Annotated in this window: 25 protein-coding genes; 12 read left to right on the top strand and 13 right to left on the bottom strand. The window is 71.6% G+C overall.

What is annotated here, in order from left to right; all coding sequences use genetic code 11:
* Window positions 1-71 precede the first annotated feature (71 nt).
* Window positions 72-1,835, bottom strand: coding sequence for a dihydroxy-acid dehydratase (ilvD, locus tag OG2516_RS12160; RefSeq protein WP_007255980.1), 1,764 nt, complete (start codon window positions 1,833-1,835; stop codon window positions 72-74).
* A gap of 211 nt (window positions 1,836-2,046) precedes the next feature.
* Between ilvD and OG2516_RS12155 the strand changes: the two genes are divergently transcribed.
* The 4 genes from OG2516_RS12155 to OG2516_RS12140 all read left to right on the top strand — a co-directional run bounded on the left by OG2516_RS12155 (window position 2,047) and on the right by OG2516_RS12140 (window position 6,176).
* Entirely contained in the window at window positions 2,047-2,988 is a 942-nt protein-coding gene (locus OG2516_RS12155; protein ID WP_007255979.1) for a fatty acid desaturase family protein, read from the top strand.
* Window positions 2,989-3,041: 53 nt separating this feature from the next.
* Window positions 3,042-4,049 (top strand): acetyl-CoA carboxylase, carboxyltransferase subunit beta, encoded by a 1,008-nt coding sequence (gene accD / locus OG2516_RS12150; protein ID WP_007255978.1) that lies wholly within the window; start codon window positions 3,042-3,044, stop codon window positions 4,047-4,049.
* A complete protein-coding gene (locus OG2516_RS12145) occupies window positions 4,046-5,323 on the top strand; it encodes a bifunctional folylpolyglutamate synthase/dihydrofolate synthase (protein ID WP_007255977.1) in 1,278 nt (425 codons plus the stop codon). The genes accD and OG2516_RS12145 overlap by 4 nt, the downstream gene beginning before the upstream one ends.
* Before the next feature lie 91 nt (window positions 5,324-5,414).
* Window positions 5,415-6,176 carry a LysM peptidoglycan-binding domain-containing protein gene (locus OG2516_RS12140; protein ID WP_007255976.1) on the top strand — a complete coding sequence of 254 codons (762 nt, stop codon included), beginning with the start codon at window positions 5,415-5,417 and terminating at the stop codon, window positions 6,174-6,176.
* A gap of 3 nt (window positions 6,177-6,179) precedes the next feature.
* On the opposite strand, the gene zapE is transcribed toward OG2516_RS12140, so the two are convergent.
* Entirely contained in the window at window positions 6,180-7,256 is a 1,077-nt protein-coding gene (gene zapE, locus OG2516_RS12135) for a cell division protein ZapE (protein WP_007255975.1), read from the bottom strand.
* Window positions 7,257-7,367: 111 nt separating this feature from the next.
* On the opposite strand from zapE, the gene gpmI reads away from it, so the two are divergent.
* The 5 genes from gpmI (at window position 7,368) to OG2516_RS12110 (ending at window position 12,485) form a co-directional block, all read left to right on the top strand.
* A complete protein-coding gene (gene gpmI, locus OG2516_RS12130; protein WP_007255974.1) occupies window positions 7,368-8,888 on the top strand; it encodes a 2,3-bisphosphoglycerate-independent phosphoglycerate mutase in 1,521 nt (506 codons plus the stop codon).
* The gene (locus OG2516_RS12125) at window positions 8,885-10,018 is read left to right on the top strand and encodes a murein hydrolase activator EnvC family protein (protein WP_007255973.1); all 1,134 of its coding nucleotides are present in this window, start codon (window positions 8,885-8,887) and stop codon (window positions 10,016-10,018) included. The genes gpmI and OG2516_RS12125 overlap by 4 nt, the downstream gene beginning before the upstream one ends.
* Complete coding sequence (locus OG2516_RS12120; protein WP_007255972.1) at window positions 10,015-11,376, top strand: S41 family peptidase; 1,362 nt, start codon at window positions 10,015-10,017, stop codon at window positions 11,374-11,376. The genes OG2516_RS12125 and OG2516_RS12120 overlap by 4 nt, the downstream gene beginning before the upstream one ends.
* A gap of 60 nt (window positions 11,377-11,436) precedes the next feature.
* Window positions 11,437-11,919: an RNA pyrophosphohydrolase gene (locus tag OG2516_RS12115; RefSeq protein ID WP_007255971.1), complete on the top strand. Its 483-nt coding sequence runs from the start codon at window positions 11,437-11,439 to the stop codon at window positions 11,917-11,919.
* 80 nt (window positions 11,920-11,999) lie between these two features.
* Complete coding sequence (locus OG2516_RS12110; protein WP_007255970.1) at window positions 12,000-12,485, top strand: hypothetical protein; 486 nt, start codon at window positions 12,000-12,002, stop codon at window positions 12,483-12,485.
* On the opposite strand, the gene OG2516_RS12105 is transcribed toward OG2516_RS12110, so the two are convergent.
* The 6 genes from OG2516_RS12105 to OG2516_RS12080 form a co-directional block, all read right to left on the bottom strand.
* Complete coding sequence (locus OG2516_RS12105; RefSeq protein ID WP_007255969.1) at window positions 12,482-13,609, bottom strand: lytic murein transglycosylase; 1,128 nt, start codon at window positions 13,607-13,609, stop codon at window positions 12,482-12,484. The genes OG2516_RS12110 and OG2516_RS12105 overlap by 4 nt on opposite strands.
* Before the next feature lie 134 nt (window positions 13,610-13,743).
* Window positions 13,744-16,020, bottom strand: a complete 2,277-nt coding sequence (gene rnr, locus OG2516_RS12100) for a ribonuclease R (RefSeq protein ID WP_007255968.1) — start codon at window positions 16,018-16,020, stop codon at window positions 13,744-13,746.
* A gap of 55 nt (window positions 16,021-16,075) precedes the next feature.
* A complete protein-coding gene (dxs, locus tag OG2516_RS12095) occupies window positions 16,076-17,989 on the bottom strand; it encodes a 1-deoxy-D-xylulose-5-phosphate synthase (RefSeq protein ID WP_007255967.1) in 1,914 nt (637 codons plus the stop codon).
* Window positions 17,990-17,994: 5 nt separating this feature from the next.
* Window positions 17,995-18,864 carry a polyprenyl synthetase family protein gene (locus tag OG2516_RS12090; RefSeq protein ID WP_007255966.1) on the bottom strand — a complete coding sequence of 290 codons (870 nt, stop codon included), beginning with the start codon at window positions 18,862-18,864 and terminating at the stop codon, window positions 17,995-17,997.
* Window positions 18,854-19,099, bottom strand: a complete 246-nt coding sequence (locus tag OG2516_RS12085) for an exodeoxyribonuclease VII small subunit (protein WP_007255965.1) — start codon at window positions 19,097-19,099, stop codon at window positions 18,854-18,856. The genes OG2516_RS12090 and OG2516_RS12085 overlap by 11 nt, the downstream gene beginning before the upstream one ends.
* On the bottom strand, window positions 19,096-20,022 hold the full coding sequence (locus OG2516_RS12080; protein WP_007255964.1) for a histone deacetylase family protein: 927 nt from the start codon (window positions 20,020-20,022) through the stop codon (window positions 19,096-19,098). Before OG2516_RS12080 ends, OG2516_RS12085 begins: the two co-directional genes overlap by 4 nt.
* 49 nt (window positions 20,023-20,071) lie before the next feature.
* Between OG2516_RS12080 and OG2516_RS19025 the strand changes: the two genes are divergently transcribed.
* Complete coding sequence (locus OG2516_RS19025; RefSeq protein ID WP_007255963.1) at window positions 20,072-20,605, top strand: hypothetical protein; 534 nt, start codon at window positions 20,072-20,074, stop codon at window positions 20,603-20,605.
* 15 nt (window positions 20,606-20,620) lie between these two features.
* Here the strand turns inward: OG2516_RS19025 and OG2516_RS12070 are convergent, their stop codons facing one another.
* Entirely contained in the window at window positions 20,621-21,316 is a 696-nt protein-coding gene (locus OG2516_RS12070) for a response regulator (protein ID WP_007255962.1), read from the bottom strand.
* 27 nt (window positions 21,317-21,343) lie between these two features.
* Window positions 21,344-21,850 (bottom strand): MarR family winged helix-turn-helix transcriptional regulator, encoded by a 507-nt coding sequence (locus OG2516_RS12065; RefSeq protein WP_007255961.1) that lies wholly within the window; start codon window positions 21,848-21,850, stop codon window positions 21,344-21,346.
* 147 nt (window positions 21,851-21,997) lie between these two features.
* Here OG2516_RS12065 and OG2516_RS12060 point away from each other — a divergent pair, with 147 nt between their 5' ends.
* On the top strand, window positions 21,998-22,867 hold the full coding sequence (locus OG2516_RS12060) for a branched-chain amino acid aminotransferase (protein WP_007255960.1): 870 nt from the start codon (window positions 21,998-22,000) through the stop codon (window positions 22,865-22,867).
* On the opposite strand, the gene OG2516_RS12055 is transcribed toward OG2516_RS12060, so the two are convergent.
* From OG2516_RS12055 to OG2516_RS12045, 3 genes are all read right to left on the bottom strand, one after another.
* Window positions 22,843-23,796: a hypothetical protein gene (locus tag OG2516_RS12055; protein ID WP_007255959.1), complete on the bottom strand. Its 954-nt coding sequence runs from the start codon at window positions 23,794-23,796 to the stop codon at window positions 22,843-22,845. The two genes, OG2516_RS12060 and OG2516_RS12055, sit on opposite strands and share 25 nt — an antisense overlap.
* Window positions 23,771-24,121 (bottom strand): hypothetical protein, encoded by a 351-nt coding sequence (locus tag OG2516_RS12050; RefSeq protein WP_007255958.1) that lies wholly within the window; start codon window positions 24,119-24,121, stop codon window positions 23,771-23,773. The genes OG2516_RS12055 and OG2516_RS12050 overlap by 26 nt, the downstream gene beginning before the upstream one ends.
* A 70-nt stretch (window positions 24,122-24,191) precedes the next feature.
* A complete protein-coding gene (locus OG2516_RS12045; protein WP_007255957.1) occupies window positions 24,192-24,380 on the bottom strand; it encodes a hypothetical protein in 189 nt (62 codons plus the stop codon).
* 106 nt (window positions 24,381-24,486) lie between these two features.
* Here OG2516_RS12045 and trhO point away from each other — a divergent pair, with 106 nt between their 5' ends.
* Window positions 24,487-25,386 (top strand): oxygen-dependent tRNA uridine(34) hydroxylase TrhO, encoded by a 900-nt coding sequence (trhO, locus tag OG2516_RS12040; protein WP_007255956.1) that lies wholly within the window; start codon window positions 24,487-24,489, stop codon window positions 25,384-25,386.
* Window positions 25,387-25,391: the final 5 nt, after the last annotated feature.

Here is a 25,391-nt window from a genome sequence, read left to right as displayed (position 1 = left end):
CCGCCTGTGTCGCTGCCCGCTCCACTATCAGGGCGGAGTTCACAAAGCGCAAACCCCGCCCCGACGTTCGTTCAGAGATCCATGTAGACGTGCGTCTCCGCCTTCGCGCCCGGATGGGTCACCGCGCCGAGACGGGTGGAGCCGACGAGCTGGGCGTACTTCCACAGCGCGCCCGAGGCGTAGTCCGTCTTGCGCGCGCCCGGCCAGGCGGCCTTGCGCTCGGCGAACTGCTCCTCGGTCAGCGCGACGGAGATCTCGCCCTTGATGGCGTCGATGGTGATCATGTCGCCATTCTCGAGCATCGCGATCGGCCCGCCATGGGCGGCCTCGGGGCCGACATGGCCGACGCAGAAGCCGCGCGTCGCGCCCGAGAAGCGGCCGTCGGTGATGAGCGCGACCTTCTTGCCCATGCCCTGCCCGGAGAGCGCGGCGGTGGTGGCCAGCATCTCGCGCATGCCGGGGCCGCCGGCGGGGCCCTCGTTGCGGATGACGATGACCTCGCCTTCCTTGTAGCTGCGCGCCTTGACCGCCTCGAAGGCGTCCTCCTCGCACTCGAACACCCGCGCCGGGCCGGTGAAGACCTGCTGCTCGGCGTCCATGCCGGCAACCTTCACGATCGCACCTTCCGGGGCGAGGTTGCCCTTCAGCCCGACGACGCCGCCGGTCTTGCTGATCGGGGTGGCGACGGGATGGATGACGCGGCCGTCGGCCTCGCCGGTGATCTTGTCGAGCGCCTCGCCGAGCGTCTCGCCGCTGGCGGTGATGCAGTCCTCGTGCAGCAGCCCGGCCTTGCGCAGCTCCTTCATCACCACGGGCACGCCGCCGGCCTCGAACAGGTCCTTAGCCACGTACTGGCCGCCGGGCTTGAGGTCGACGAAGTAGGGGGTGTCGCGGAAGATGTCGCAGACGTCGAACAGGTCGAAGTCGATCCCCGCCTCGTGCGCGATGGCCGGCAGGTGCAGGCCGGCGTTGGTCGAGCCGCCGGTGCAGGCGACGACCCGGGCGGCGTTCTCGAGGCTCTTGCGGGTGACGACGTCGCGGGCGCGGATGTTGCTCTCGAGAAGCTTCATCACCGCCTCGCCCGAGGCGACGCTGTACTGGTCGCGGCTCTCGTAGGGCGCGGGCGCGCCGGAGGAGTTCATCAGCGCCAGGCCGATCGCCTCGGAGACGCAGGCCATGGTGTTGGCGGTGAACTGGCCGCCGCAGGCCCCGGCGGAGGGGCAGGCGACCCGCTCGAGCACGTCGAGCGCGGCATCGGACAGATCGCCGGCCTGGTGCCGGCCGACCGCCTCGAACATGTCCTGCACGGTCAGGTCGCGGGTGGCGAAGTCGGCCGGGACGTCGGCGCCGGCCGGCACCTTGCCCGGCAGGATCGAGCCGCCGTAGATGAACACCGACGGCACGTTGAGCCGCACCATCGCCATCATCATCCCCGGCAGCGACTTGTCGCAGCCCGCGAGCCCGACGAGCGCGTCGTAGCAATGGCCGCGCATGGTCAGCTCGACGGTGTCGGCGATCGCCTCGCGGCTCGCCAGCGACGAGCGCATCCCCTCGTGGCCCATGGCGATCCCGTCGGTGACGGTGATCGTGGTGAACTCGCGCGGCGTGCCCGAGGCGGCGCGCACGCCCAGCTTGACCGACTGCGCCTGCCGGTTCAGCGCGATGTTGCAGGGCGCGGCCTCGTTCCAGCAGGTGGCGACGCCGACCAGCGGCTGCGCGATCTCCTCGTCCGAGAGGCCCATCGCGTAGAGGTAGGACCGATGCGGCGCGCGGGCCGGACCGTCGGTCACATGGCGGCTCGGCAGTTTCGACTTGTCCAGCTTGCCCTTGAGCATAACGTGCATTCCCCTCGGTCTCGTTGCGGCAACTCTGTAGCCCCGCCCCGGCAGGCGGGCAAGGGCGGGGAGCGCGGCGCAGGGGGGCCGTCTGCCCCCCTCTTGGCCCCGGCGGGGCCAATTCACCCCCCGAGGATACTTCGAGAACAGAGACTTGATGCGACGGCAGGGCGGAGTCCTGCTATGCTGGGCGCGTCGCGAGGAGGCGGCGATGCAACCCGGACGCAGCTACGTGAGCCCCGACGAGATCCGCGCGCTGTCGGCGCGGTCGGACCTGTGGGGCGTGGCGCTGCTGGTCCATTGCTGGGGAATGATCGCCGGGGCCGTGGCGCTGTTCGCGCTCTGGCCGAACCCGCTGACCTTCCTGCTGGCGGTGGCGCTGATCGGATCGCGCCAGCTCGGCCTCGCGATCCTGATGCACGAGGCGGCGCACAACGCGCTGTTCGCGAACCGGCGGCTCAACGAGTGGGCCGGCGAGTGGCTCTGCGGCCGGCCGATCCTCGCCGACCTGCCCGCCTACCGCCGCTACCACCTGCAGCATCACCGCTTCACCCAGACCGACGCTGACCCCGACCTCGCCTTGTCGTCGAGCTACCCGACCACCCGCGCCTCGATGGCGCGCAAGCTGCTGCGCGACCTGACCGGGCGCACCGGGCTGAAGCTGATGGCGATCCGCCTCGCCTACCATCTGCGCCTGGCCGGCGAGGCGGAGGACGACCCGGCGGAGCTCGACCTGACGATCGGCTATTTCGTCCGCCAGCTGAACCGGGGCCTGCTCGCCAACGCCGTGATCTTCGCGCTGCTGTGGGCCGCGGGCGCGTGGTGGTGGTACCTCGCCTTCTGGCTGTTGCCGCTGCTCACCTGGTTCCAGCTGGTGCTGCGGGTGCGCAACATCGCCGAGCACGGCGCGGTGGAGCGCAGCGAGGACCCGTTCCGCAACGTGCGCACCACCCGCGCCAACTGGCTGGAGCGCACCTTCTTCGCGCCCTACTGGGTGAACTGGCACCTGGAGCACCACCTCGTGATGCACATCCCGGCCCGCAACCTGCCGCGCCTGCATGCGCTGCTCGTCGCCCGCGGGCTCGGCCCGCGGATGACCACCGCGCGCGGCTACGGCGAGGTGCTGCGCCTCGCCGCGGCGCGGCCGGCTTGATTGCATTCCCGCGGCGGGCGTCTTAGATCGGGCCGGAGCGTCATGAGGGCCCCATGAACTGGATCACCAACTACGTCCGCCCCCGCATCAACTCCATCTTCTCGCGGCGGGAAGTGCCCGAGAACCTGTGGACCAAGTGCGACGAATGCGGCACGATGCTGTTCCACAGGGAACTCGCCGACAACCTCAATGTCTGCACCAATTGCGGACACCACATGGCGATCACGCCGCGGGCGCGTTTCAAGGCGCTGTTCGACGGCGGCATCTTCACCGAGGTGAAGGTCCCCGAGCCGATCGCCGACCCGCTGCATTTTCGTGACCAGAAGCGCTACCCCGACCGGCTGAAGGCCGCGCAGAAGGCGACCGGCGAGAAGGAGGCGATGCTCGTCGCCGAGGGCGAGATCGGGCGCACCCCGATCGTCGCGGCCGCGCAGGACTTCACCTTCATCGGCGGCTCGCTGTCGATGTATGTCGGCAACGCCATCATCGCCGCCGCCGAGCGCGCGGTCGAGCTGAAGCGGCCGCTGATCCTGTTCTCAGCCGCCGGCGGCGCGCGGATGCAGGAGGGGATCCTGGCGCTGATGCAGATGCCGCGCACCACCATCGCGGTCGACATGCTCAAGGAGGCGCGGCTGCCCTACATCGTGGTGCTGACGCACCCGACGACGGGCGGGGTCACGGCGTCGTACGCGATGCTGGGCGATGTGCAGATCGCCGAGCCGAACGCGCTGATCTGCTTCGCCGGCCCGCGCGTGATCGAGCAGACGATCCGCGAGAAGCTGCCCGAGGGCTTCCAGCGCGCCGAGTACCTGCTCGACCACGGGATGCTCGACCGGGTGACGACGCGGCTGGAGATGAAGGCCGAGCTGGTCACCATCACCCGGATGCTGATGGGGCTCGACCCGGCCGTGCAGGGCGACCTGCCCGCGCCAGCGCCCGCCGATGCCGATGCCGATGCCGCGCCGCCGCCCGACGCGCCCGCCGGGGGCGAGGGCACCGGCGCGCGCACCGACACGCCCGCGCCGCCCGAGGCCGGGGCCGCGAAGGACGTCCGCCGGTGACCGAGGGGTCGGATGTCATCCTGCAGAGGATGCTGACGCTCCACCCCAAGATCATCGACCTCACGCTGGACCGGGTTTGGCGGCTGCTCGCCGCGCTCGACAACCCGCAGGACCGCCTGCCGCCGGTGATCCACGTCGCCGGGACCAACGGCAAGGGCTCGACGCAGGCGATGATCCGCGCCGGGCTCGAGGCCGAGGGCAAGGTCGTCCACGCCTACACCTCGCCCCACCTCGCCCGCTTCCACGAGCGCATCCGCATCGCCGGGGAGCTGATCTCGGAAAAGGCGCTGAGCGAGGTGCTCGACCGCTGCTACGCGGCCAACGGCGGCGAGCCAATCACCTACTTCGAGATCACCACCTGTGCCGCGCTGCTGGCGATGTCCGAGACGCCGGCGGACTACACGCTGCTCGAGGTCGGCCTCGGCGGGCGGCTCGACGCGACCAACGTGGTCGCCGAGCCGGCGGCGACGATCGTCACGTCGGTCGATTTCGACCACCAGCAATATCTCGGCGACCGGCTCGCCGACATCGCCGGCGAGAAGGCCGGCATCCTGCGCCGCGGGGTGCCGTGCATCGTCGGGCCGCAGCACGACGAGGCGCTCGAGGTGATCGAGGCCAGGGCCGCGACGCTCGGCGCGCCGCTGCTGGTGCACGGCCAGCACTGGCACGTCGGCGAGGAGGCCGGGCGGATGGTCTACCAGGACGAGACCGGCCTGCTCGACCTGCCCCGCCCCGTGCTGCCCGGCCCGCACCAGGTGGCCAACGCCGGCGGCGCCATCGCGGCGCTGCGGCTGCTCGGCTTCGGCGAGACGGCCTGCGAGGCGGCGGTGACGCGCGCCGAGTGGCCGGCGCGCATGCAGCGGCTGCGCGAGGGCCGGCTCGTCGAGCTCGCCGCGCCCTGCGAGCTGTGGCTCGACGGCGGCCACAACCCCGCCGCCGGGCTGGCGCTCGCGGCGACGCTGGAGCAGATGCCGAGGCGGCCGACGCACATCATCTGCGGGATGCTCTCCACGAAGGACGTCGCCGGCTACCTGCGCCCCCTCGCGGCGCTGGCCGAGAGCCTGACGGCCTTCGAGATCCCCGACGAGACCGCCACCCTGCCCGCCGAGGTCACCGCCACCGAGGCGCGCGCGGTGGGCTTCGCCGAGGTGTCGGAGGCGCCCGACATCGACAGCGCCATCGCGCGCATCGCCGAGCGCCATCCCGACGGGCGGATCCTGATCTGCGGCTCGCTCTACCTCGCCGGGCACGTGATCCGCGAGAACCTCGGCTGAGGCCCGCGCTGTTGACCGCGAATCGGTTCTTGCCCTAGATGTCGTTGCCCCGGGCCTGCCGCGCGGGGCGCTTTTTTTCTGGAGCCCGCCCTTGATCCGCATGGTCCTCGCCGTCTTCGCCGCCGCGCTCGGGGTGATCGCGCTGGTGCTCTACTGGGGCGACGACCCGGCCCCCGCGCCGCAGGTCACGCGCGCCGAGAGCCAGCCGCTGTTCACTGGCGACCCGTCCGCCGCCGCCGCCGCGCTGCGCGATACGGCGCAACTGCTTGCGAAGATGCCCGTCGCCGACATGCCCGCCGTTGAACCGCGCCTCGCGCCGCTCGACCTCGCCGACGGGCCGAGCTTCGTCGATCCGATCCCGCAGACCAACGGCGCGCTGCGCAGCGCGCTGGTGCGGGCGCTGACCGCCGGCCGGCCCGACGCCGACATCCGCGACCTGCTCGCCCGCGCCGCGACGGTGCCGGGCCTAGACCTGCCCGAGAGCATCGCCATCGCCGGCGGCGTCGTCGACCTGCGCCCGCTGCTGCCCGGCGCGCCCGAGAGCGCGGCGCCGGTGGCGCTGGAGCTGGTGGCGCGCGAGGAGGAGCCCGACGCGCCCGAGCCGCTCGCACCGATCGCCCCCCGCCAGACCGCCGCGCCGCAGCCCGAGGACGACGCGCCCGCGCTGGCCGCGCCCGCCGCCACCGCCACGCCCGAGACCTACGTGGTGCGGCCCGGCGACAGCCTCAGCTCCATCGCCGAGGCGCATTACGGCGATCCGGACGCCTACACCCGCATCGTCGCCGCCAACCGCGCGCGGCTGGGCGATGTGGAGGTGCTGCATGTGGGGCTGGAGCTGGTGCTGCCCGAATAGGCCTCAGCCCGCGCCCCAGCCGTCGGCCTGCATCTCGCGCAGGCGGCTGGTGGTGCGCTCGAACTCGAACGCCCCCGCGCCCTCGACGTAGAGGTATTCCGGCTCCGCCGCCGCCGAGCAGAAAAGCCGCACCTTGGCTTCGTAGAGCGCGTCGATCAGCGTCACGAAGCGCTTGGCCTCGTTGAAATTGTGCCGCCCGAGCCGGGGGATGTCGGACAGGATCAGCACCCGCGCCGCCTCGGCGAGCGCGAGGTAGTCGGCCGGGCCAAGCGGGCGGCCGCAGAGGTCGTAGAAGCGCGCCCGCGCAACGCCGTTGTGGAACCCCGGGATCGTCACGTCGCGCCCCTGCACGCGCAGCACGAGCGGATCGCCCTCGCCGCCGGTCAGGCTCTGCCAGACGTCCTCGAGCGCGGCGCGGCTGGCGGCGTTGTCGGGGGTGAAGTAGGTCTCCGCGCCCTTCAGCCGCCCCTGCCGGTGATCGCTGCCGCCGAGCTCGACGACCTTCATCCGCGTCTTGAGCAGCTCGATGAACGGCAGGAAGAGCTGGCGGTTGAGGCCGTCCTTGTAGAGATCGTCGGGCACCCGGTTGGAGGTGGTGACGACGGTGACGCCGCCCTCGAACAGCCGCTCGAACAGCCGGCCGACGATCATCGCGTCGGCGATGTCGGTGATCTGCATCTCGTCGAAGGCGAGGAAGCGCAGGCGGCCGGCGATGTCCTCGGCGACGGGCCTGATCGCGTCGTCGACGCCGCGCGCGCGGGCGGCGTTCATGCCGGCGTGGACCTGCTGCATGAAGGCGTGGAAGTGGTGCCGCTCCTTGGGCGCGTCGACCGCCTCGTAGAGCAGGTCCATGAGCATCGACTTGCCGACCCCGACGCCGCCCCAGAGGTAGAGGCCGGTGGCGGGTTCGGGGGCGGGCGCGGCCTTGCGGAAGAAGCCGCGGGCCTTGCCCGGGGGCGGCGGGGCCTCGGCCATCGCCGTGCGAACCCGCTCGAGCTCGTCGAGGACGCCCTGCTGGTCGGGATCGGCCGTGATGCTGCCTTCGGCGACGCGCGCCGCGTATCGGTCGTGGATGCTCATCGGCGCACCAGATAGCGCCCCGGCCCGACGGAGAACACCGCTGATCCGCAATCCCGGTTCAATCGTCCCGCCGGGCGGGATAGAACCGCCACGACAAGACGGAGACCGCCCATGACCGCGCCCAAACCAGTCGTCCTCTGCATCCTCGACGGGTGGGGCTTGCGCGAGGAGCGCGAGGCCAACGCGCCCGCCCTCGCCGAGACCCCGAACTTCGACCGCATCTGGCGCGACTGCCCGCACGCCACGCTGACCACCCACGGCCGCGACGCCGGGCTGCCCGAGGGGCAGATGGGCAATTCGGAGGTCGGCCACACCAACATCGGCGCCGGCCGCGTCGTGGCGATGGACCTCGGCCAGATCGACCTCGCGCTCGAGGAAGGCACCTACGCCGAGCAACCGCCCCTGAAGGATTTCATCGCCACGCTGAAGGACAGCGGCGGGCGGGCGCACCTGCTGGCGGTGGTGTCGGACGGCGGCGTGCACGGCCACATCGCCCACCTGCTCGAGACCGCCCGCATTCTCGACGCCGAGGGCGTGCCGGTCGTCGTCCACGCGATGACCGACGGGCGCGACGTGGCGCCGACCTCGGGCAAGGGCTTCGTGGAGCGGCTGGTCGAAGAGCTGCCCGGCAGCGCGACCGTCGGCACCGTGATCGGGCGCTACTACGCGATGGACCGCGACGAGCGCTGGGAGCGGATCGAGACCGCCTACCGCGCCATCGCCGAGGGCAAGGGCGAGTCCGAGGCCGCCGATCCGGTCGCCGCCGTCGAGGCCGCCTACGACGCCGACATGACCGACGAGTTCATCCCCGCCACCGTCATCGAGGGCTACGACGGGCTGCGCGAGGCCGACGGGTTGTTCTGCCTCAACTTCCGCGCCGACCGGGCCCGCGAGATCCTGCGCGCCCTCGCCGACCCGGAGTTCGACGGCTTCGCGCGCGAAACGCCCGCGCTCGCCGCGCGCCTCGGGATGGTCGACTATTCGAGCGACCACAACGCCTGGTACGAGAGCGTCTTCCCGAAGAAGGCGATCCGGAACACGCTCGGCGCCTGGGTCGCCGCGCAGGGGCTGCGGCAGTTCCGGCTGGCGGAGACGGAGAAGTACCCGCACGTCACGTTCTTCCTCAACGGCGGCAAGGAAGAGCCCGAGGCGGGCGAGGACCGCAAGATGCCGAAGTCGCCGAAGGTGGCGACCTACGACCTGCAGCCCGTGATGTCGGCGGGCGAGGTGTCGGACGCCTTCGTCGGCGCCATCGAGGCGGGCTACGACCTCATCGTCGTCAACTACGCGAATCCGGACATGGTCGGCCACACCGGCGATCTCGACGCGGCGATCAAGGCCTGCGAGGCGGTCGACGCCGGCCTCGGCCGGGCGCTCGAGGCGCTCGAGGCGGCCGGGGGCGCCATTGTCGTCACCGCCGACCACGGCAACTGCGAGACCATGGTCGACCCGGAGACGGGCGGGCCGCACACCGCGCACACGCTCAACCCGGTACCGGTAATCGTCGTGGGCGGCCCCGAGGAGGCGACGCTGCGCGAGGGGCGGCTGGCCGACCTCGCGCCGACGGTGCTCGACCTGATGGGCCTCGATCAACCGCCGGAGATGACCGGAAAGAGCCTGATCCAGCGATGATCCGCGCCCTCGCGCTCCTGCTGCTGCTCGCCGCCGCGCCGGCGGCCGCCCAGACCGGCCCCGCCGCCGCCGCCGAGGCCGCCGCCGAGCGGCTCGACCGGGCGGCGCGGCTGCTGGCGGAGGCGGAGAGCGGCTCCGACCAGGTCGCCGCGCTGACCGAGACGGTACGCGCCTACGAAGACGGGCTCGACGCGATGCGCGACGGCCTGCGCCGTGCGGCGATCCGTGAGCGGACCCTGTCGGTCGAGTTCGCCGCGCGGCGCGGTGAGCTGTCGCGCCTGCTCGGTGTGCTCACCACGCTCAGCACCGCGCCGACGCCGCTGCTGCTGCTACACCCCTCCGGCCCAACCGGCACCGCCCGCTCGGGCATGATCCTCTCCGAGGCCACGCCCGCGCTGCAGCGCGAGGTGGCGCGGCTGACGGAGCAGCTCGAGGAGCTGGAGCTGCTGCGCGCGCTCCAGACCAGCGCCGCCGACACGCTCGAGGCCGGGCTGCTCGGCGCGCAGGAGGCGCGCGCCGCGCTGAGCCAGGCCATCGCCGAGCGCCGCGACCTGCCCCGCCGCTACACCGAGGACCGCGCCGCGATGGCCTCGCTGCTGGCCTCGACGGAAACCCTCACCGCCTTCGCCGGCGGCCTCGCCGAGACCGTGGGCGAGGAACTGCCCGGCCCCAGCCCCGACGCGACCGCCCGCAAGGGCACGCTGGCGCTGCCTGCGCAGGGCCGAGTGCTGCGCGGCTACGCTCAGGCCGACGCCGCCGGCGTCGCCCGGCCCGGCTGGCTGATCGCCACCCGCGCCCAGACCCTCGTCACCGCCCCCGTCGCCGCCACCGTACGCTACGCGGGGCCGTTGCTCGATTACGGCAACGTCGTCATCATCGAGCCCGCGAGCGACGTGCTGTTCGTCTTCGCCGGCCTCGGCGAGGTCTACGGCGCCACCGGCGAGGTCGTCCCCGAGGGCGCGCCGCTTGGGGTGATGGGTGGCGCGTCTGCCGACATTGACGCGATTTTGACCGAAACGGCGGGCGGCGCGGATGCGCCGTTGTCGGAGACGCTGTATGTGGAGGTCAGAGAAGCGCAGGAGACCGTCGATCCGGGAACCTGGTTCGCCGAATTTGGAGGAACGGAATGAAGAAATTCGCCATGGCCAGCGTCGCCGGCATCCTCGGCGGGGTGATCGCGACGACGCAGATCGCCGGCCCGCTCCTGGCGCAGGAGAGCCGCTCCGCCAGCGTCTACGAGCAGCTCGACCTGTTCGGCGACATCTTCGAGCGGATCCGGGCCCAGTACGTCGAGGAGGTCGACGAGGCCGAGCTGATCGAGGCCGCCATCGACGGCATGCTGACCTCGCTCGATCCGCACTCCTCCTACCTCTCCGCCGAGGACGCCGCCGACATGCGCGTGCAGACCCGCGGCGAGTTCGGCGGGCTCGGGATCGAGGTCACCCAGGAAGAGGGCTTCGTGAAGGTCGTCTCGCCGATGGACGGCACCCCGGCCGACGCCGCGGGCATCCTCGCGGGCGACTTCATCACCGCCGTCGACGGCGAGAGCATCCTCGGCCTGACCCTCGATGAGGCGGTCGACCTGATGCGCGGGCCGGTCGGCTCGGAGATCATCGTCACCGTGGTGCGCGAGGACACCGCCGAGCCGTTCGACGTGTCGATCATCCGCGACACGATCCGCCTTACCGCCGTCCGCGCCCGCACCGAGGGCGAGACGGTGGTGCTGCGGGTGACGACCTTCAACGACCAGACCTATCCCAACCTCACCGACGGGCTGGAGGAGCAGATCGAGGCCGCCGGCGGGATCGACAACGTCAACGGCATCGTGCTCGACCTGCGCAACAACCCGGGCGGCCTGCTCGACCAGGCGATCCGGGTGACCGACGCCTTCCTCGAGGCCGGCGAGATCGTGTCCACCCGCGGCCGTGACATCGACGGCGAGCGCTTCAACGCCCGCCCCGGCGACCTCGCCTCGGGCCTGCCGATCGTCGTGCTCATCAACGGCGGCTCCGCCTCGGCGTCCGAAATCGTCGCCGGCGCGCTGCAGGACCACCGCCGCGCCATCGTCGTGGGCACCCAGTCGTTCGGCAAGGGCTCGGTCCAGACCGTCATGCCCCTGCGCGGCGACGCCGCGATGCGGCTGACCACCGCGCGCTACTACACCCCCTCGGGCCGGTCGATCCAGGCGCTCGGGATCTCGCCCGACATCATCGTCGAGCAGCCGCGCCCGCCCGTCGCCACCGAGGACGAGGAGGAGGACGACGCGACGCCGCCCCGCTTCCGCACCGAGGCCGACCTGCGCGGCGCGCTGAGCAATGACAGCCTCAGCGACGAGGAGCTCGAGCAGCTCGAGTCGGAGCGGCTGCGCGCCGAGGCCGCCGCGGCGCTGCGCGAGGACGATTACCAGCTGGCCTACGCCATCGACATCCTGAAGGGCCTCTCCGCCCTCGGCCCCAACGCGATCACCCTCGGCCAGGCCGCGCAGTAATCGCATACCGCCCGTAGGCCGGGCTTCAGCCCGGCCTCCCACAGCACGAGCGCGCACGCCATGACCCCCGACGACATCGCACGCCTCCCCTACCGTCCCTGCGTCGGCGTCGTGCTCGCCAATGCGCGGGGCGAGGTCTTCGTCGGCCAGCGCGCCGACCGCGACGAGCCGGCCTGGCAGATGCCGCAGGGCGGGCTAGACGCGGGCGAGAGCGTGCGCGAGGCGGCGCTGCGCGAGCTGGTCGAGGAAACGGGCGTCGGCGCGGACCGGGTCGAGATGGTGGCCGAGACGGCGGACTGGCTGACCTACGACCTGCCCGCCGAGGTGATTCCCACCCGCTGGGGCGGGCGCTATCGCGGCCAGAAGCAGAAATGGGTGCTGCTGCGCTTCACCGGCGCCGACACCGACATCCGCATCGACACCGACCACCCCGAGTTCAGCGCCTGGGCGTGGGTGCGACCCGACGAGGCGCTCGAGCGGATCGTGCCGTTCAAACGCCCGGTCTACGCCGCGATGCTCGAGGAGCTCGGTCCGCGGATTTGAGCCGGCGCTGGAAATCGGCCAAGGATTCGCCGGTGGGCTGCGTCATACTGGGCGAAACCTCATCCCGGAGCCCTGTCCCGATGATCCTGCGCCCTGCCCTCACCGCCGCCGCCCTGCTCGCCGCGACCCAGTCCGCCGCGCTGAGCTGTCTGCCCTCCGACATCTCCCGCGCCTACCGCGACGCCGCCGAGAGCGCGGACAGCTACGTGATCCTGCAAGGCGCCTTCCGCTTCGACGCCGCCGCGCTGCCGCCGGCGGTGCAGTCTGGCGATGGCGTTGCCGCCGCCGACGCGGTGCCGGCGGACTTCCAGGGGATCGCCTACGACCCGGCCGGCGGCACCCGCCCTTACAGCGGGCCGGTGACGCTGCAGCCGGAATGCGCCGGTCCGTGGTGCGGGCGGATCGAGCCCGGCGGCGAGGTGCTCGCCTTCGTGCGGCTGGAGGACGGCGCGCTGACGCTGGCGCTCGATCCCTGCTTCGCCAACGTCTTCACCGACCCTTCCGCCGACACCGTCGCGACGCTGGAAGCCTGCCTCGCGGGCGAGGCCTGCGGAGAGGCCGGCTAGCGCAGCCGCTCAAGCAGGCAGACCGAGGCGTAGCCGTCGGGCCGCAGCCCGTGGGCGAGCTGGTAGGCGCGCACGGCGGCGACCGTGTCGGGCCCGATCAGCCCGTCCGCGCCCCGGGTGCAGAAGCCGGCGGAGGTCAGCCGCTCCTGCAGTTCGCGCCGCTCTTGGGTCTCAAGCACCCGCGCCTGCCGGGGCCACGTGCCGACGAGCGGGCCCCGACCGGCGAGGCGGTCGGCAAGGTGGCCGACGGCGAGCACGTAGGAAACGGCGCGGTTGTAGCGCTCGACGACCCGGAAGTTGTCGAGCGCCAGGAAGGCGACGCCCTCCGCGCCCGCGGGCAGCAGCAGCGCCCCCTCGCCGGCCTCGTCGAGCAGGCCGCCATCGGCGCGGGCGACGCCGAGGCGCGCCCAGTCGGCTCCGCCGCGCCGGGTGCGGCGGTCAGCGAGGCGGAGGTCGAACCCTTCCGGCAGCCGCACCTCGTGACCCCAAGGCGCGCCGCTCTGCCAGCCGAAGCGGGCGAGGTAGGCGGCGGTGGAGGCGAGTGCGTCGGTGGGATCGTCGCTCCAGATGTCGCGCCGGCCGTCGCCGTCGAAGTCGACGGCGTAGGCGAGGTAGGAGGTGGGCATGAACTGGGTGTGCCCCATCGCGCCGGCCCAGCTGCCCCGCATCTCGCGCGCGTCGCCGTCCTCGTGGATGCGCAACGCCGCCATGAGCTGCGCCTCGAACAGGCCGCGGCGGCGGCCGTCGGCGGCCAGCGTGGCGAGCGCGCGCAGCACGTCGAAGCGGCCCCGGTCGCGGCCGTAGCCCGTCTCGACGCCCCAGATCGCGACGACGATCTCCGGCGCGACGCCGTAGCGCTCGGAGATGCGGCCGAAGAGCTCCCGCCGCTCCGACAGCAGCGCCCGGCCGGCGTCGACGCGCGCGTCGGTGACGGCGCGGTCGAGGTAGTCCCAGATCGGGCGGACCAGCTCGGCCTGGCTGCGGTCACGCTGCAGCACCTCCGGGTCGGGCGTCAGCGCGTCGAACGCGGCCAGCGCGGCGGGGCCGACATTGCCGCGCTGGCGGGCGCGCTCGCGGAAGGCGGCGTGCCAGTCGGTGAAGGACCGTTGCTCGTCGGCAGACATGAGGGCTCCGTCGGATCGCTGTGGCGCTATCCATTGCGGATGGCCCGCCCGAGGGCAAGCGCCGGGGGCGGGCGGAGGCCGGGCCGCTGTCGCCACGTCAGCCAATCGCCGCCGCCGCGCGCGATTGTCCGCGCCTACTTGCGGCTGCGCTTGACCTTGCGGGCGGTCTTGTCGTGCTTCTTCTTCGCCGCGCCCGCCTTGCGACGGGGCGGCTTGCCCGGCGCGCGGCCCCGGCGGCCGCCGCCCCCGCCACCGCCCGACGGCATCTGCTCCCCCTCCAGCGCCAGCAGCTCGAGGATCAGCCCGCCCGTCACCGGGGCGGCCTCCACCAGCTTGACGGTGACGCGCTGGCCGAGCCGCAGCACGGTGCCGCTGTCGGCCCCGACGAGGCTTTGCTCGTCGCGGTCGAAGTGGAAGTACTCCGCCCCCAGCGTGCGGATCGGGATCATTCCGTCGGCGCCGGTGCCGTCGAGCTTCACGAACAGGCCGAACTTCGCGACGCCGCTGATCCGCCCGCCGACTTCGGTGCCGACGCGCTCGGAGAGGAACGCGGCGAGGTAGCGGTCGGTGGTGTCGCGCTCGGCCATCATCGAGCGGCGCTCGGTGTCGGAGATGTGCTGCGCGGTGTCGTCGAGCCGTTCGATCTCCTCGTCCGACAGCCCGTCCTTGCCCCAGCCGTGGGCGCTGATCAGCGCCCGGTGGACGATCAGGTCGGAGTAGCGCCGGATCGGCGAGGTGAAGTGCGCGTAGTTGCGCAGCGCGAGGCCGAAATGGCCGAAGTTCTCGCGGTTGTAGTAGGCCTGCGTCATCGAGCGCAGGGTCGCCATGTTGATCAGCTCGTCGTGGTCGGTACCCTCGGCCTGGGACAGCAGCTTGTTGAGGTGCGCCGTCTTGAGCACCTGCCCCTTGGCCAGCACCATCCCCGCCGACTGCGCCGTCTCGCGCAGGGCGTCGAGCTTGTCGGGGTTGGGCTCCTCGTGGACGCGGAACAGCAGCGGCGTGCGCTTGGCGACGAGGGTCTCGGCGGCGGCGACGTTGGCCAGCACCATGAACTCCTCGATCAGCTTATGGGCGTCGAGCCGGTCCTTGTAGTCGACGCTGACCACTTCGCCCTCGTCCGACAGCACGATCTGGCGCTCGGGCAGGTCGAGCTCGAGCGGCTGGCGCGTGGCGCGGGCCTCCTTCAGCGCGTCGTAGGCGGCGTAGAGCGGGCGGATCACTGGATCCATCAGCGGCGCGACCTTGTCGTTGGGCGCGCCGTCCATACCGGCCTGAACCTCCTCGTAGTTCAGCGACGCGGGCGAGCGCATCAGGCCGCGATGGAAGTCGTGGGTTGTCTTGTTGCCGTCGGCATCGATCACCATGCGCACCGCGATGCAGGCGCGCGGAACGCCCTCGTGCAGCGAGCACAGGTCGCCCGAGAGCCGGTCGGGGAGCATCGGCACGACGCGGTCGGGGAAATAGGTCGAATTGCCGCGCCGGCGCGCCTCGCGGTCGAGGGCGGAGCCGGGGGTGACGTAGTGGGCCACGTCGGCGATGGCGACCCAGAGGATGTGGCCGCCGGGGTTCTTCGGGTCCGGGTCGGGCTCGGCGAAGATCGCGTCGTCGTGGTCGCGGGCGTCGGAAGGGTCGATCGTCACCAGCGGCACGTCGCGCAGGTCTTCACGGCCCTTCAGGCCGGCGGGCTTGGCGCGGTCGGCCTGGGCGATGACCTCATCGGGAAACTGCACCGGGATGCCGTGTTGGTGGATGGCGATCAGGCTCACCGCGCGCGGCGCGCCGGGATCGCCGAGCCGGGCGGTGACCCGCGCCTTGGGCAGGCCCATCCGGTTGCGCGGACCGGCGAGCTCGGCCTCGACCAGTTCGCCCTCCTTCGCACCGTGCTCCTGCCCCTTGGGCACGATCCATTCCTTGTCCGAGCCCTTCTCGACCGGCAAGATCCGCCCGCCCTCGGCCCCGGCGCGGTAGATGCCGAGCAGCGCGACGGGATTGGAGCCGATCTTGCGGATCAGGCGTGCCTCGTAATCGTGCGGCTCGTCCTTCACCTCGGTGAGCTTGGCGAGGATGCGGTCGCCGCCGCCCAGCGCGGGGTCGGACTCGCGGGCGATCACCAGCACGCGGGGCTCGGGGCCGGTGCCGTGCCACTCGAGCGGCTTGGCGAACAGGTCGCCCGCGTCGTCGGGAGGCAGGACCTGCAGTACCGACACCGGCGGCAGCCGGTCGGGGTCGCGATAGCTTTTCTTGCGCTTGGCGAGGTGCCCCTCGTCCTCCAGCTCGCGCAGGAGGCGCTTCAGGTCGATCCGCTCCGCGCCCTTGAGGCCGAAGGCCCGGGCGATGTCGCGCTTGGCGGTCTGGGTCGGGTTTTCAGAGATCCACTGCAGGATCTCGTCTTTCGAGGGTATGCGGGCCATGCGGTCGCCTATCACGGGCCGTGCGGGCCGTCACCGGCGGCGTGACGCCGGCCGGTCAGGCCCGCCGGGAGAGGAGGTTGACGCCCAGCGCCTCGAGCACCTTCTGCTCGATATGCTCGGCATTGAGGCCGGCGACGTCGTACATGTCGCGCGGCGAGGCCTGGTCGATGAAGATGTCGGGCAGCACCATCGAGCGGTAGGCGAGGCCGCCGTCGAACACGCCCTTCTCGGCGAGCAGCTGCGCGACATGGCTGCCGAAGCCGCCGATGGCGCCCTCCTCGAGCGTGATCAGCGCGTCGTGCTCTCGGGCGAGGCGCAGGATCAGCTCTTCGTCCAGCGGCTTGGCGAAGCGCGCGTCGGCGAGCGTCGGGGTGATGCCGCGGCCGGCGAGGCGCTCGCAGGCGGTCTCGGCCTCCTGCAGGCGGGTGCCGAAGGACAGGATGGCGACGCGGCTGCCCTCGCGCACGATCCGGCCCTTGCCGATCTCGAGCGGCTGCGGATCGGCGGGCATCTCGACGCCGACGCCCTCGCCGCGCGGAAAGCGGAAGGCGATGGGGCCGTCGTCGTGCGCCGCGGCGGTGGCCACCATGCGCACCAGCTCGGCCTCGTCGGCGGCGGCCATGACGGTGAAGCCCGGCAGGTTGGCGAGGTAGGCGACGTCGAACGCGCCGGCATGGGTGGCGCCGTCGGCGCCGACGAGGCCGGCGCGGTCGATGGCGAAGCGCACCGGCAGCCGCTGGATCGCGACGTCGTGCACCACCTGGTCGTAGCCGCGCTGCAGGAAGGTGGAGTAGATCGCGCAGAACGGCTTCATCCCGCCCGCGGCCATGCCGGCGGCGAAGGTGACGGCGTGCTGCTCGGCGATGCCGACGTCGAAGCAGCGCGAGGCGTAGCGCTCCATGAAGCTCTTGAGCCCGGTCCCGTCGGGCATCGCCGCGGTCACCGCCACCACCTTGTCGTCCCGCGCCGCCTCGGCGATCAGCGCCTTGGCGAAGACGGACGTGTAGGAGGGCGCGTTGCTCTTCGCCTTCTTCTGCTCACCAGTGATGACGTCGAACTTCGACACGCCGTGGCCCTTGTCGGCCGCACCCTCGGCGGGGGCGTAGCCCTTGCCCTTCCTGGTGATCGCGTGGATCAGGATCGGCCCGTCGGCACGCGCCTTGACCGTGCGCAGCACCGCCAGAAGCTGCTCGAGGTCGTGGCCGTCGATGGGGCCGACGTAGGAGAAGCCGAGCTCCTCGAACAGGGTGCCGCCGACGGCGAGGTGCTTGAGCATCTCCTTGGCCCGTTTCGCGCCCTGCTGGAACGGGGGCGGCAGGAAGCTCACCGCGCCCTTGGCGGCGGCCTTGAGCTCTTGGAACGGGGCGCCGGCATAGAGCCGGGAGAGGTAGGAGGACATCGCACCGACGGGGGGCGCGATGGACATTTCGTTGTCGTTGAGGATGACGATCAGCCGCTTGCCGAGGTGGCCGGCGTTGTTCATCGCCTCGTAGGCCATGCCCGCGCTCATCGCGCCGTCGCCGATCACCGCGATCGCGTCGCCGGCATCGCCGCCGAGGTCGCGGGCGGCGGCGAAGCCGAGCGCGGCGCTGATCGAGGTCGAGGAATGCGCCGCGCCGAATGGATCGTAGGGCGACTCGGAGCGCTTGCAGAAGCCGGACAGCCCGTCCTTCTGGCGCAGGGTGCGGATGCGGTCGCGGCGGCCGGTGAGGATCTTGTGCGGGTAGCTCTGGTGGCTGACGTCCCAGATCAGCTTGTCGCGCGGCGTCTCGAAGACCGCGTGCAGCGCCACGGTGAGCTCGATCACGCCGAGCCCGGCCCCGAGATGTCCGCCGGTCTCGCTCACCGCCGAGATGGTCTCGGCGCGCAGCTCGTGGGCCAGCTTGTGCAGCTCGCCATCCGACAGCCGCCGGAGATCGGCGGGCAGGTGGACCTTGTCGAGGGTCGGGGTCGGCGGGCGATCTGTCATATCGGTCATTTCCGGCGGGCGATAACGAACCGGGCGGCCTCCCGCAAGGTCGCGGCCTGTTCACCAAAGGGAGATAGGACGTTGCACGCCACTTCCACCAGCTCTTCTGCGCGACCCTTCGCCGCCGCCACGCCCTGGAGCGACACGAAGGTCGCCTTGCCCGCCGCCGCGTCCTTGTCGACGGCCTTGCCGACCTCGGCGGCGTCGCCGGTCGCGTCGAGCAGATCGTCGGCAATCTGGAAGGCGAGGCCGAGCGCCGCGCCGTAGCGGGCGAAGGGTGCGGGATCGGCCCCAGCGAGGTGCGCGCCGGCGGTCGCCGACCAGACGATCAGCGCCCCGGTCTTGTGCGACTGGATGCGCTCCACGTCGGCCAGCGTCATCGGGGCGACGGCGCTCTCGGCGGCGATGTCGAGCATCTGGCCCGCCACCATGCCGCGCGCCCCCGCGGCCTCGGCGAGACCGCGCGCCAGCGCTACCAGCCGCTCGGGCGGGGCGTCGCAGGCGAGCACCTCTTCGAAGGCCAGCGCCTGCAGGGCGTCGCCGACGAGAATCGCGGTGGCCTCGTCCCACGCCTTGTGCACGGTGGGGCGGCCGCGGCGGATGTCGTCGTCGTCCATCGCGGGCAGGTCGTCGTGGACGAGGCTGTAGGCGTGGACGCACTCGATGGCCGCCGCCGCGCCCAGCGCCGCCCCGGGCGCGAGGCCGCAGAGCCGCGCGCCCTCGAGCACGAGGAACGCCCGCAGGCCCTTGCCGCCCTCGAGCGCGTAGTCGCTCGCCGCCTCGAGCGGGCCGGACACGCCGCGCGGGCGCGCCGCCAGCCGGGCCGCCACCGCGTCGCGCGCCGCGGCAAGCGCGGCGTCGAAGTCAGCCGGCATCGAGCGGCGCGGTGCCCACCGGGTTGCCGTCGGCGTCGAGGGTCAGCCGCGCGACCTTCTCCTCGGCCTCCTTCAGCTTCGCCTCGCAGCGCGCCTTCAGCGCCGCGCCACGCTCGTAGAGCGAGATCGATTCCTCGAGCGGCACCTCGCCGTGCTCGAGCTTGCCGACGACGGCCTCGAGCTCCTTCATCGCCTCTTCGAAGCTCATCTCCTCGACGGGTCTGTCGCTGCTCATCGTCCGCGCTCCATCAAAACGTCCACATGCGCCCGGGCGCTGCGGCCGAGGGCGTCGAGATCGTATCCTCCCTCGAGCGCAGACACCACCTTGCCGCCGCAATGGGCGTCGGCGAGGTCGCAGAGCTGGTGGGTGATCCAGGCGAAGTCGTCCTCGACGAGTTGCAACCCGGCGAGCGGGTCGTCGGCGTGGGCGTCGAAGCCGGCGGAGACAATGATGAGCTCGGGGCGGAACGCGTCGACGCGGGGCAGCACCAGGCGCTCCATCGCGTCGCGAAATGCCGTGCCCGCCGCGCCCTCGTCGAGCGGCACGTTCACAATCGTGTCATGCGGCCCCGTCTCGTGGGCGAAGCCGGTGCCGGGGTAGAGCGGCATCTGGTGGGTCGAGCAGAACAGCGCGCGCGGCTCGTCCTCGAGCAGGTCCTGCGTGCCGTTGCCGTGGTGGACGTCGAAATCGACCACCGCGACCCGCTTCAGCCCGTGATGGTCGAGCGCCACCTTGGCCCCCACCGCCACCGAGCCGAACAGGCAGAACCCCATCGGCGTCTCGCGCTCGGCGTGGTGGCCGGGCGGGCGCACGGCGGCGAAGGCGTTGGCCACCTCGCCCGACAGCACCATGTCGACCGCCTTCACCACCGCGCCGGCGGCGCGGTAGGCGGCGGCGAGCGAGCCGGGCGACAGGTGCGTGTCGGCGTCGAGCGTGCGCCAGCCGCTGTCGGGCAGCGCCGACTTCAACGCGGAGAGATGGACGCGGGGATGGACGCGCAGCAGATCGTCGTCGGCCGCCATGGGCGCGGGAATGCGCACGAGGTCGAGCCCCTCGAGCGCGCCGAGCACCGCGTCGAGGCGCGCGACCTGCTCGGGATGGCCCGGAGGCGTGACGTGATCGAGACAGTCGGGGTGAGTGATAAGAGCCGTGGACATCCCCGCAAACAATGCCAAAGCTCGCGTTCGATCAAGGAGGATTCCCCCGATGCGTCTTCTGCCCGGCCTCTGCGCCGCCGCCCTGCTCGCCGGCCCGCTGGCGGCACAGGGCTTCACCGCCCCCGTCGTCTCCGACCTCGACGGCGATGGCGCGGCCGAGACCTTCACCCTGCTCGACAGCGGCGACGGCACCGCCGACCTGCGCATCGAGGCGGGGCGCAGCGTGATCCACGCCGAGAGCATCGCCTGGAAGGGCGGCATCGGGCAGGAGCCGGAGCTCGCGGTGCTGCCCAACGGGTCGGTGCAGGTGATCTCGATGAACGAGGCGATCGGGCGCAGCCGCTGGCGGCAGGCGCTGACCATCGCCCACCGCGACGGCGCCTACCGCGTCGCCGGGATCACCTACGGGTGGTACGACACGATCGACAACACCGGCGGCACCTGCGACTTCAACCTGCTCACCGGGCGCGGCATCATCGAGCGCGACGACGGCAGCCGCCGCGAGGTCGCCGCGCCGCTGCCCGCGCTGCCGGTCACCGAGTTCAGGGACGACACCTTCACCGTGCCCGAGGGCTGCTACTGAGCCCCGGTCGCAGCCTCAGTCGGGCGCGAGCATGTAGCCCGCGCCACGCACCGTCTGCAGGTAGCGGGGCTGCTTGGGATCGGCTTCGAGCTTGCGCCGCAGGCGGGTGATCTGGACGTCGACGGCGCGCTCCTGCGCCTGCCCGCCGGCACGGCCGAGCTCCTCTACGAGCATGTTGCGGCTCAGCGCCTCGCCGGGGCGGGCGGAGAAGATGCGCATCAGGTGGTTCTCGGTCGCGGTCAGCCGCACCAGCTCCTCGCCGCACCACATCTCGCCGCGCTCGATGTCGTAGCGGCAGGGGCCGAGCAGCAGCACCTTCGGCGTCACCGGGGCGGGCTCGGCGGCGGGGACGCGGCGCAGGATTGCGTTGATGCGCAGCAGCAGCTCCTTCGGCTCGAACGGCTTGGCGAGGTAGTCGTCGGCCCCGGCCTCGAGCCCGGCGATGCGGTCGGTGGTCTCGCCCTTGGCGGTGAGCAGCAGGATCGGCGTCTTGAGGCGGCCGCGCAGGTCGCGGCAGAGGCTGACGCCGTCTTCGCCGGGCATCATCACGTCGAGCACGATCAGATCGAATTCCAGCCCGTCGAGCAGCCGCCGCGCATGCGCGCCGTCGCGGGCGACGCTGACGAGGAAGCCGTTGCGCAACAGGAACTTCTGAAGCAATCCGCGTATGCGCTCGTCGTCGTCGACGATCAGGATATGCGCCTCGTCCATCCTGTCTGTCCTCCCTTTCGCGGCGTATCAGCCGCCTCCGTCCCTCAGGGTTTCGTAGCTGGGGCGGGTCTCTTCGTCCATCATCGCCTCGAGCACCTGCCGGAATCCGGCGACGGCGGCGGGGCCGGCGGAGCGGTAGGCGGCGCGCATACGGTCGCGCTGGGCGTCGGACAGGCGCTGCTCGAGCGTCCGTCCGGCCTCGGTGAGCCGCAGGTGGCGCTCGCGCCGGTCGCGCTGGCCGACGCGGCTCTCGACGAGCCCCTCCTCGACGAGCGTGCGCAGCACCCGGTTGAGCGATTGCTTGGTGACGCCGAGGATCGACAGCAGGTTGTTGACGGTGGTGCCGGGGCTGCGGTGGATGAAGTGCAGCGCGCGGTGGTGGGCGCGGCCGAGGCCGTAATCGGCGAGGATGCGGTCGGGGTCGGCGGTGAAGCCGCGATAGGCGAAGAACATCGCCTCGATCCCCTTGCGCAGCTGCTCGTCCGTCAGGAACAGCAGGTTCTCGCCTTCGCGCGCCGGGTCGTTGGTCGCCATCGTCCGTCCTCGCTCTCGCTCCGGGCAAGAATACGTCAGCCTTGTTGACATTCCAAGGGGCCACTGGTAGCGAGTCTGACAGCTTTACGCAACATCATGTCGCTGGGTGCCGGTGTTGTGTAACTTTTGACACTTCGGGAGGCCGGTATGGCGGGCGGATACGACGATCGCGACGGGAAAATCTGGATGGACGGGGCGCTGACCGACTGGCGCGCGGCCAACGTGCACATCCTGACCCATGCCATGCACTATGCCAGCTCGGTGTTTGAAGGCGAGCGCGCCTATGGCGGCAAGATCTTCAAGAGCCGCGAACATTCCGAGCGGCTGCGCTACTCGGCCCAGTGCCTCGACTTCGAAGTGCCCTACACCGTCGAAGAGCTGGAGGCCGCCAAGCAGGAGGTGCTCGCCGCCAACGGGCTGAGCGACGGCTACGTGCGCGCCGTGGCGTGGCGCGGGGCGGGCGAGGACATGGGCGTCGCCTCGCGGCGCAACCCGGTCTGCGTCGCCATCGCCGCCTGGGAATGGGGCGCCTATTACGGCGACGCCAAGATGAAGGGCGCCAAGCTCGATATCGCCAAGTGGAAGCGGCCCTCGCCCGAGACCGCGCCGAGCCACGCCAAGGCGGCCGGGCTCTACATGATCTGCACCATGTCCAAGCACGAGGCCGAGGCCAAGGGCTGCTCGGACGCGATGATGTTCGACTATCGCGGCTACATCGCCGAGGCGACGGGCGCGAACATCTTCTTCGTCAAGGACGGCGAGGTGCACACGCCCAAGCCCGACTGCTTCCTCAACGGCCTGACCCGGCAGACGGTGATCGGCCTGCTCGAGGACCGGCAGGTGAAGGTGAACGAGCGCCATATCATGCCCGAGGAGCTCGAGAGCTTCGAGCAATGCTGGCTGACCGGCACCGCCGCCGAGGTCACGCCCGTCGGGCAGATCGGCGACTACAGCTTCGAGGTCGGCGCGCTGGCGCGCGAGATGGTGACCTCTTACGAGGCGCTCGTGCGGGCCTGATCCTCTTCGCCCGGCAGCGGCGGCGCGCGCTGCCGCCGCGTGCGCAGGGAGGCGGACGCGCCCTGCACCTCGTGATTGAGGGCGATGATGCGGTCGAGGTGGCGCTCGATCATGTTCTGGCAGGCGTCGAGCTGCTCCACGATGGCCGTCAGCGCGGCGTCGGCGCGGGGCAGGCTGGCGCTCTCGATCCGGCACATCATCCGCACCGAACCGAGGCCGGTGGTGTGCCGCTTGAGGTCGAGCACGTTGCGGCCGAGCTGCGCCGCCTCGAGCTCCACCTGGCGCAGGTGCTCGACGCTGGCCTCGCGGCTGCTCGCCACGATGGCGGCGAGGGTCTTGCGCTCGGTGGCCGCGTCGACGCCGGTGCACGGCTCTTCCGCCTCGAAGCGCTCGAGCATCTCCTGCGCGAGCTTGGCCAGCGACGTCATGAACAGCCCGCCAACCGCGGCCTCGCGAATGCGGGCCGAGACGCTGTCCTGCTTGCCGACGAAGCGGCGGATCCAGCCGGCCATGTCGTCGGACATGGCGCTGTAGTTGATCGACATCGTGCTGATCGCGCCGCCCGCCGTGCCGAGCCGCGAGGCGATGAGGCGCATGTTGAGAGGGATCGTGCGGCTGGCATCGAAGGCGGCGAGCACGTCGCTGGCGGCCCGCTCCATCTGCGACAGCGCGCTGTTCATCGCGAAGAAGCCGGCGAGGCGGGGATCGGGCGGCCGCTGCAGCGCGTCGTCCCGCGCGCGCAGCTCGCGGCCCAGCGCGCCCGCCTGGAAGGCGGCGTAGTCGGGGATGCCTTCGGCGGCGATGCCGGCGAGCAGCTGGTCGCGCGAGGCCTCGGGCGTGGCGCCGTCGCGCTCCGCCGCACGCAGCGCTCGTAGAGCTGCTCCACCTTGCCGCGCAGCGAGCTCAGCGGCTTGAGCGGATCGAGACAAAGCCACCGGCGACCGGAACGACCACGCGAAGGCCCAGTAGAAGTGGCCGCTGCGGGTGATGTTCTGACGTAGGCGGCGAAGGGGCGGCCGCGCTCAGGATGTCCCACTGCAGGCGGAAACTGACCGCGCGGGCTGTCGGGGTGCGGAAGATGTTGTGCGGCTCGCCGATCAGTTCGTCGAAGCCGAAGCCGGATATCTCCGACAGGGCGGTGTTGCCGCCGCGGATGATCGCCCGCTCGTCGGTGCGGGAGAAGAATAGCGCCTCCACCGGAAAATCGGCCTCGACCGCGGTGGGGCGCTGCAATGTATCGATAGCGTCAGCCAAGAGGCCATCCTCGCGAATCTTTCCGCGAGAATGGCCGAAATGTCTTACCCGGCGGTGAACGCGTGTCGCGTCAGGTGAGCGAGCCGCGCAGGATACGCAGATACTCGCGGGTGCGCGCGGAGCCCTCGCTCTTGCGCATGCGGCGCTGCAGCGCGAGGCTGGCGCGGGCCGGGAGCTGGGCGCGCTGGACCTGCAGGAACTGGCGCAGTCGCAGCGCGTCGGTGCGGGCCTTCGGCTGGTCGATCAGATGACGTCCCATGCTATTCCTCCGTTGCCGATGCCTGGATTAGGACAGAACGCTCGGGCCCCGTCCAGTGTTTCACCCCACTTGCCGGCAATCCGCCCATTCCGTAAGGCTCTGCGCCGTGTTCACCGTCGCCGCCCTGTACAAATTCACGCCGTTTGCCGATCCCGCGGGCATTCGCGAGCCCCTGCGGGCCGCCTGCGCCGCCGCGGGCGTGCGCGGGACGTTGCTGCTCGCCCCCGAGGGGATCAACGGAACCATCGCCGGACGTGCCGAGGGAATCACCGCGGCGCTCGCCCATATCCGTGCCCTGCCCGGCTGCGCCGACCTGGAGCCCAAGGTGAGCCACGCCGCCGAAATGCCGTTCGGCAAGCTCAAGGTGCGCCTGAAGCGCGAGATCGTGACGATGGGCCGGCCGGATGTCGCGCCCCGCGAGGGGACGGGGCGCTACGTCGCTCCCGCCGAGTGGAACGCGCTGATCTCCGCGCCCGACGTGGCGGTGATCGACACGCGCAACGACTATGAAGTCGCCATCGGCAGCTTCGAGGGCGCCGAGGATCCGCGCACCGCCGCCTTCGGCGATTTCCCCGCCTGGTGGGAGCAGAACCGCGAGCGGTTCGCGGGCAAGCGGATCGCGATGTTCTGCACCGGCGGGATCCGGTGCGAGAAGTCGACGAACTACCTGATGTCGCAGGGCGTCGAGGAGGTGTTTCACCTCGAGGGCGGCATCCTGAAGTACCTCGAGGAGGTGCCCGAGGAGCGCAGCCTGTGGCACGGGTCGTGCTTCGTGTTCGACGGGCGGGTCTCGGTCGGGCACGGGCTGAGCGAGGGGCCGCACGTGCTGTGCCATGCCTGTCGGCGGCCGATCCTGCCGGAGGATCGCGCGCGGGCGGAGTACGAGGAGGGGGTGGCCTGCCACCATTGCGCCCATCAGACGAGCGACGCCGACAAGGCGCGGTTTCGCGAACGGCAGCGCCAGATCGCGCTGGCGCGGGCACGGGGCGAGCGGCACCTCGGCTAGCTGCG

The organism is Oceanicola granulosus HTCC2516 (genome assembly GCF_000153305.1).
Lineage (GTDB): Bacteria > Pseudomonadota > Alphaproteobacteria > Rhodobacterales > Rhodobacteraceae > Oceanicola > Oceanicola granulosus.
This window is presented reverse-complemented; position numbering and strand designations above follow the sequence as displayed.